Origin of the sequence: Dorea sp. 210702-DFI.3.17 (genome assembly GCF_020560825.1) — a bacterium.
GTDB lineage: Bacteria > Bacillota > Clostridia > Lachnospirales > Lachnospiraceae > Dorea > Dorea formicigenerans.
The window spans coordinates 20,659-27,639 of record NZ_JAJCNB010000034.1 but is presented as its reverse complement, the minus strand read 5'-3'; the positions used below and the strand labels follow the sequence as shown (position 1 = coordinate 27,639).

At 40.5% G+C, this 6,981-nt stretch carries 3 protein-coding genes; 1 reads left to right on the top strand and 2 read right to left on the bottom strand.

Annotated features, from left to right (window positions below):
• The first annotated feature begins 189 nt into the window (after window positions 1–189).
• Complete coding sequence (locus tag LI149_RS12740) at window positions 190–2,049, top strand: glycoside hydrolase family 2 protein (RefSeq protein WP_173785676.1); 1,860 nt, start codon at window positions 190–192, stop codon at window positions 2,047–2,049.
• Between the two features lie 115 nt (window positions 2,050–2,164).
• Here LI149_RS12740 and LI149_RS12735 read toward each other — a convergent pair whose 3' ends face one another.
• Both LI149_RS12735 and LI149_RS12730 read right to left on the bottom strand, forming a co-directional pair.
• Window positions 2,165–4,348, bottom strand: a complete 2,184-nt coding sequence (locus LI149_RS12735) for a YhgE/Pip domain-containing protein (RefSeq protein WP_227143441.1) — start codon at window positions 4,346–4,348, stop codon at window positions 2,165–2,167.
• A gap of 2 nt (window positions 4,349–4,350) precedes the next feature.
• Entirely contained in the window at window positions 4,351–6,885 is a 2,535-nt protein-coding gene (locus tag LI149_RS12730) for a YhgE/Pip domain-containing protein (protein WP_227143440.1), read from the bottom strand.
• Window positions 6,886–6,981 lie beyond the last annotated feature (96 nt).

Genomic DNA, 6,981 nt, shown 5'->3' with positions numbered 1-6,981 from the left:
GGAGCTGACTGTTACTAATAGGTCGAGGGCATAACCAAGTAAGGTGGATAGGTAAAGATGTTAAAAACTTTCTTATATGCGATTTTGAAGGTATATATTATATATAAAATAAACATTAACGTGGAATGAGAGGCACGTCTGAGAGAGTAATCTTTTGGACGTGTTTTTGTAGTAGAATAGGAGAAAGTAATGAAGCAGTTATATACCAGATGGGGTGAGAGATTGGATTCGGAGCATATTTTACAGGAGTATCCACGTCCTATTTTAATCAGGAATACAGATTATACGATATTAAATGGAGAGTGGGAATATACATTTACGGAAAACAGCGAAAGACCTGTAGAGTATGATGGTAAGATTTTGGTGCCATTTTCACCGGAATGTATACTATCAGGTGTAGCCAGGCAGCTGAAGCCTGAGGAGTATCTTTGGTATAGAAAAGAAATTTTGTTCGAAAGATGGAATGTAAAGACTGAAAGAAGGCATATGCTGTTACATTTTGGAGCAGTAGATCAGATGTGTAAAGTATTTGTGAATGATACCCTGGTGACAGAGCACATAGGAGGATACCTTCCATTTTCTGCTGATATTACAGACTATATATGTGAGGGGAAGAATGAGCTTGTTGTTATGGTTCAGGACGATTCTGACACTTCTTATCATGCCAGAGGGAAGCAAAAGCTGGAGAGTGGCGGGATGTTTTATACGGCCCAGAGTGGAATCTGGCAGAGTGTTTGGCTGGAGGAAGTATCAGACAAATGGGTAAAATATATAGATACAAGGATTAAGAAATATGTTGAGAAAGAAAGATCAGAAGGCTGTTTAGAGACTGTAAAAATAGAAATATATGTCGAATCCAACAAAATTAATGAAAAAATTCCAGTGGAAATTGAGATTCGTTTTCCTGAGATTTATTCAGATTCTGGAAGCAATTTGACGGAAACAGAATCGTTTTTACAGAGGCTGCCGGAAGTAATGATGACAGTACAAGGTAAGACGAATTCATGGATTGAAGTGGAGATACCAAATCCGAAATGCTGGAATTGTGAGAAGCCATATCTTTATTATATGCATGTCACGATGCAAGGATACAGACATGGAAATGTATGTGTAGATGAAGTAGAAAGTTATTTTGCAATACGAAGATTCGAGATAAAGAATGATAGACATAATATTCCGCGTATGTATTTAAATGGAAAGGAACATTTTCAAAAAGGTGTATTAGATCAAGGGTATTGGCCAGACGGTTTGTATACGGGACCTTCAGATGAAGCATTAATCTTTGATATTCGCGAAATGAAGCGAATGGGATTTAATATGGTAAGAAAACATATTAAGATTGAACCGGAGCGATGGTATTATCATTGTGACCGTTTAGGCATGATTGTATGGCAGGACATGGTCAATGGTGGTGAAAGGTATCATCATTGGTTTGTAACATATCTTGCAAATGTGATGTCATGGCCGGGATTAACAATGAAAGACAATCATTCCAGACTTCTGTCTCGTCAGAATCAAGACGGAAGAAATGAATTTGTTCGCGAAGTGAAAGAAACTATTAAGTTGCTAAAGAACCATCCGAGTATATGTTCCTGGGTAATTTTCAATGAAGGCTGGGGACAATTTGAAACGAAGAAAATTACAGATATGGTAAGAAATCTGGATCCTGGGAGTATGATTGATTCAGCAAGCGGCTGGTTTGATCAGGGAACGGGAGATTTTCAGAGTTTACATAACTATTTCTTTCCATTAAAAGTAAAACCGGAAAAAATCCGTGCAGCGGTATTAAGCGAATATGGTGGTTTTACATTTGGAGTGGAAGGACACGTAGCATCGGAGAAAAAATATGGTTATGGAAGTTATAAGACTGTTTCAAAGTACAAAAAGGCATATGAACAACTTGAGGATAAGGTGATACATTTAAAAGAGGAAGGGCTGTGTGGCTGTGTTTATACGCAGTGGAGTGATATCGAAGATGAGATTAATGGAATTTATACATATGATCGGAAAATAAATAAACTCGAAAAGGACGTATCAGATGTAAGATAAAGAAATCCCTCTGGAATATATCCATCTTTAAGATGAAATATTTCAGAGGGGTTTTTCTATCTATAAATGCCTTATGTGCATTTCGAAACGAATTTACTGGAGTATTTTGTGTATTTTAAATCAGGTGTGTACTTTCCAATTTTTCTGTAAATGCATCATTTAACTTGATGACTGGTTTCCTGAGGATCAGACCGAGCAACAATGCCGGAATCAGGAAGAGTGCCAGTTTTCTAAGTTCAATCCAGTAGTTCATGCCATAGAAACCGGCGATACATTCACGCATAGCGTTCATGCTGTGTACAAATGGAAGTAAAGGATATACCTTCCGGAAAAATTCCGGCGCACACTGAATTGGGAAAGTTCCACCACTTCCGGCTACCTGCATGACCATCAGCACAACTGCGATTGCTTTACCGATATCTCCAAAGGAAACAGTCAAAGCGTAAATAATGTTTACATATACAAGACTGCTAAAGCATCCTGCCAGTACAAATAATACAGGATGTTCGCATTGGATGCCCAGGAAATAAAGATCGCCAAGACAGATCAATGCGCTCTGTAAAAATCCTATACAAAGGAGAAGAAGAATGCGTCCAATATATAACTGGTGTTCTTTCGGATTATTTAATTTGTGTTTTAAGTTGTCTGAAACATTTACTTTTAACATGGCAGCCATTACAACTGCGCCGACCCAAATCGCAAGTGTTGAGTAGAATGGAGCCATAGCAGATCCATAGTTCTCGATAGGATAAATATGTGTCTCATTAAGCTTGACCGGTGATGCAAGGAATGAACCAATTGCCTCCGGATCCTCAGAGAGAAGGCTGGTCAGTAATTGAATGCCGTTGTCATCGGAAGATAGCATTGCAGTTGCTGCATTAGACATTTTACCGGATGCTTCATTTAAAAGAGAAGCGGAATCTGATAAAGCTTTCTGTACCTCTGTGAGATTTCCGGCTGCAGAGCCTGTCACCCCGGAAATGTCTTTCAGACTGTTATCTAACTGTCCAAGCAGTGAAGTAATAGAGCTGCCTGTGCTAGTCAGATCATTTGCCAGATCATCCAGACTACCCTTAACATTGTTTTCATAATCTTTTTTCACAGTACTGATTGAAGAATTACTCTGGGCGATCAAGCCGTCAATATTGTTCTTTAATTCGGTTGCATTTGCAGTTGCGGAAGTAATACCAGTAGCTGCATCGTTAATGGCATTATGGATTGCTTCTTGAGAAGCTTTCGCTTTCTGAATATTGCCGATTGCCTGCATAAGCATACCTTTTAAATGTGGCTCAGTAATAGAGTCAGAAATTTGGCTCAGAGAGTTTTCCAGTGACTGGTAACCATCTATCAGATTCTGCACACGTCCACTTACGGTATTCAGTGCATTTGCACAAGCCTGTGCGTCTGAATTATAGGAATCCAGTGCATTTCCGACACAGGTGGATACCGCACTGTAGAAGGAAGCGCTCTGTGAAAGTGCCTGGTTGATGGAATCTGTTGTTCCTGTTAAAGCTGAATTCAGGGAATCAATACCATTTCCAGCCACGCCCAGAGCATTTACACTGGCTTTTGTACCGGAACCGGACTGACTTAAGAATTCCGTAGTAGTATTCAGCATAATTGCCGCAGAATTTGCCATATCGGAAAATGCCTGTATAGTTCCGGCGGCAGAGGATAAGTCTGTTGAAATCTGCACCAGCGCGGCAGAGAGGTTGTCGGCGATTGTCTGATCATCGGTCTCGTCAGCAACGTTATTAACAAGCTGAAAGGCTTCTAATGCGGTCTGGGATACCGTCTGTACAAATGTATCATTAATTTGCTGCTGTACGGCATTTGCGCCTTTTACGGTGACTTTCGGGGCAATTGCGTTTTCCTTTTCATTGATATAATATTTGATTTCAGGATGTGTTACATTGGATGTGAAAATACTCATCATGTCTTTACTGAAATCTTTTGGGATTACGATTGCCGCATAATATTTTCCGGATTTTACTCCTTCTTTCGCTTTCTTAGCACTTGTAAATGTCCAGTCAAGCTGCGAGTTACCTCTAAGAGTTGTAAGAACCTGATCTCCAAGGTTAAGGTTTACTGAGAGAAGTTCACCACTATAACCTTCATCAGAGCTTGCTACAGCAACTTTTAAGTTTCCTGTATTTCCGTATGGATCCCAGCTTGCAGCGATATTGAACCACGCGTAAAGAGTCGGAATAACAGTGATTCCCATAATAACGATCATGGCAATGACATTTTTATGGATCTTTTTTAAATCATACTTAAAAATGCGAAGAATATTTTTCATGATTATTCCTCCTCCTTTCCACGGAATTTTTTCACCATCTCATCAAAAGACATACCAGCCAGCTGTTGTTGCTCGGCGAGTCTTGTGTGAATGAATTCTACAATAATAAGCCATGTTGCGATGGCGATGATAGATATGATCCAAAGAACTAAAAATACAATTTTCGATTCCAGACTGAACATCAGTATCAGGAAGATCAACGGAATAATAATGATCGCAAGGAAACCATAGCGAATCATTTTCCGATAATTCTGTTCAAAATTCTGAGCTTTCTCAGCGGTCTGTGTACGTAAGTCGTCTTGTGAAAGAGAGGCTTTTAAAAGCATAGACAACTGAGCGCTCCTGCTTAATTGATCATCTGGTTCTTCGCAGACCATAAATTCTGTTTCAGACAGCTTCAGGTCGAACAGGCGGTTCAGTCCTGCCAGAAGAGGTCTTATTCCCAGTCCGATTAAAAGTGCAATCGGAACGTAGCAGAGCAAGATTAAAAGGTTGTGGATATAAACACTTCCATACATGCCTGCAATTGCTTCACGCATCGCAGCAACTCCATAAGTGAATGGAAGAAGCGGGTGTATTTTCTGGAAAAATACCGGTGTCATTTCAATCGGATAGGTTCCGGAAGATCCTGGAATCTGAAGAATGACAAAGATTACACATAACGCTTTTCCAATATGCTTAAATGTCAGTGACAGAGCATAAATAATGTTGACATATACAAAGGAGCACACAAGCCCGGTCAGTACCAGCGCAAATGGGTGACGGCACTGAACGCCTGGAAGAAATACATCTCCGACACATACGATCAGTCCCTGGACAAGACCTAGCAGCATGTATAAAAGCCAGCGCCCAAAATACATATTTGTGGCACTGTAAGAACGCATGGATCTGTCGCGGTCCACTTCCATTTTGAAGATAGCAATCAGGACGATTCCTCCAACCCAGATTGCCAGGTTCGAATAGAATGGTGTCATGGAAGAACCGTAGTTTTTAACAGAATAGTAAGTTTCTGTATCCACATTTACCGGAGATGATACGAATTCAGCAATCGTATCGGAATCAATGCCTTCCAAAGAGGTAAGCTTCTGGAATGTCTCAGAACTTGTAATCGCATTGATGTCGGTACGGACGTTGTCCAGTCGGTTGATTACGACATTCAGAGAGGACTGTGTTCCATTCAGTACGTTGTTCAGTTCCGTGAGGCTTGTGCCAAGCTGTGTCAGAATACTGTTTAACTGCTCAGTGGTAGCAGGTACACCGTTCAGTATTCCGTTCAGTTCACCTGTCAGACTGGAAAAAATATCCATAGTCTGATTCAACTGTGGAAATACGTTCTCATCAAGAGAAGTGCGAAGACTCTGAATACCATTTAAGTTTGCCTTGTTGATTGTTCCCAACTGTGAAAGTGTATTGGTTGTTGTGGAAAGTGCGCTGCTAATACCATCGTTTCCGGCAGTCAGGCTGCTGATCAACTGCTGATTGCTCTGGTTCTGCTCAGAAAGTTTTGCGAGAGCAGAGTTGATTGTATCGGATTGTGCCGGTAATTGTGAAGCAAGCTGCTGCAGTGTTGCAATAATTTCACCGTTTTTGGTATTGACTTCCTGGGCATTATTCAAAGCATTTCCCACTTTCTGATTAATATCAGAAGCCTGGCCAGACAGCTTGCCGAATCCTTCAGAAGCCTGGCCATAAGCCTGTTCAATAATACTCAGACCATTTGAAATAGACTGGGATAATGAGGAAGTGAAGTCTCCAGTAGCTGTTCGTGTCTCCTTTAATACGCTGTCTGCATCGGAAAGTGCATTTGCACCGGAAGTTGCTGCGTCGCCTAAAGCAGATGTGGCACTTTTTGCGTTATCGATCAAAGTCTGTGTACCACCGACACTGGAATTGAAGGAATCCAGAATCTTTTGGTACTCGGCAATATTATCATTTACTTTGTCAAGCATTGACACAAGATCAGAATTGACAGTATCGATAGTACCGGCCAGGTCAGTAACAGACTGCTTTAATACATTTGAAACCGATTCAGATGCAATGGATGAAAAGGTATTGTTGATTTGAAGCTGGATTGTGCTGGCACCACTGTCTGTGATTTTTGGTGCAATTGCATTGATTTTTTCATTAAGATAATAATCCAGTTTCGGAGTCTCCAGCTTGCCGGAGAGGATACTCAGAAGAGAACTGCTAAAATCTTCCGGAATTACGATTGCCGCGTAATATTTTCCGGATTTGACTCCTTCAACAGCATTTTCTTCATCCGTAAAAGTCCATCCGAGTTGATCATTTTCTTTTAAATTTTTAATAATTTCATTCCCGGCATTGATTGTAAGATCATTGCTTGTTGCATCTTTGTCGTTATTGGCAACGGCTACTTTAATGCCGGAGGTGTTGCTGTATGGGTCAATATTGGCTGCAATATTGAACCAGGCATACAGAGAGGGGATAATACATACGCCGATCATGACCAGCACGGCAGCAGGACTGCGAAGCAGACGTTTCATGTCCCGGCGGAAAATCCGAAATGCGTTCCTCATAAGTAAAATGCTCCTTTTGTGTAAATATTTTTCTAGTAATAGATACGATGTTGATTATCTTATCAAAAAGTATTATATTAAGGAAGAAAGTGATTT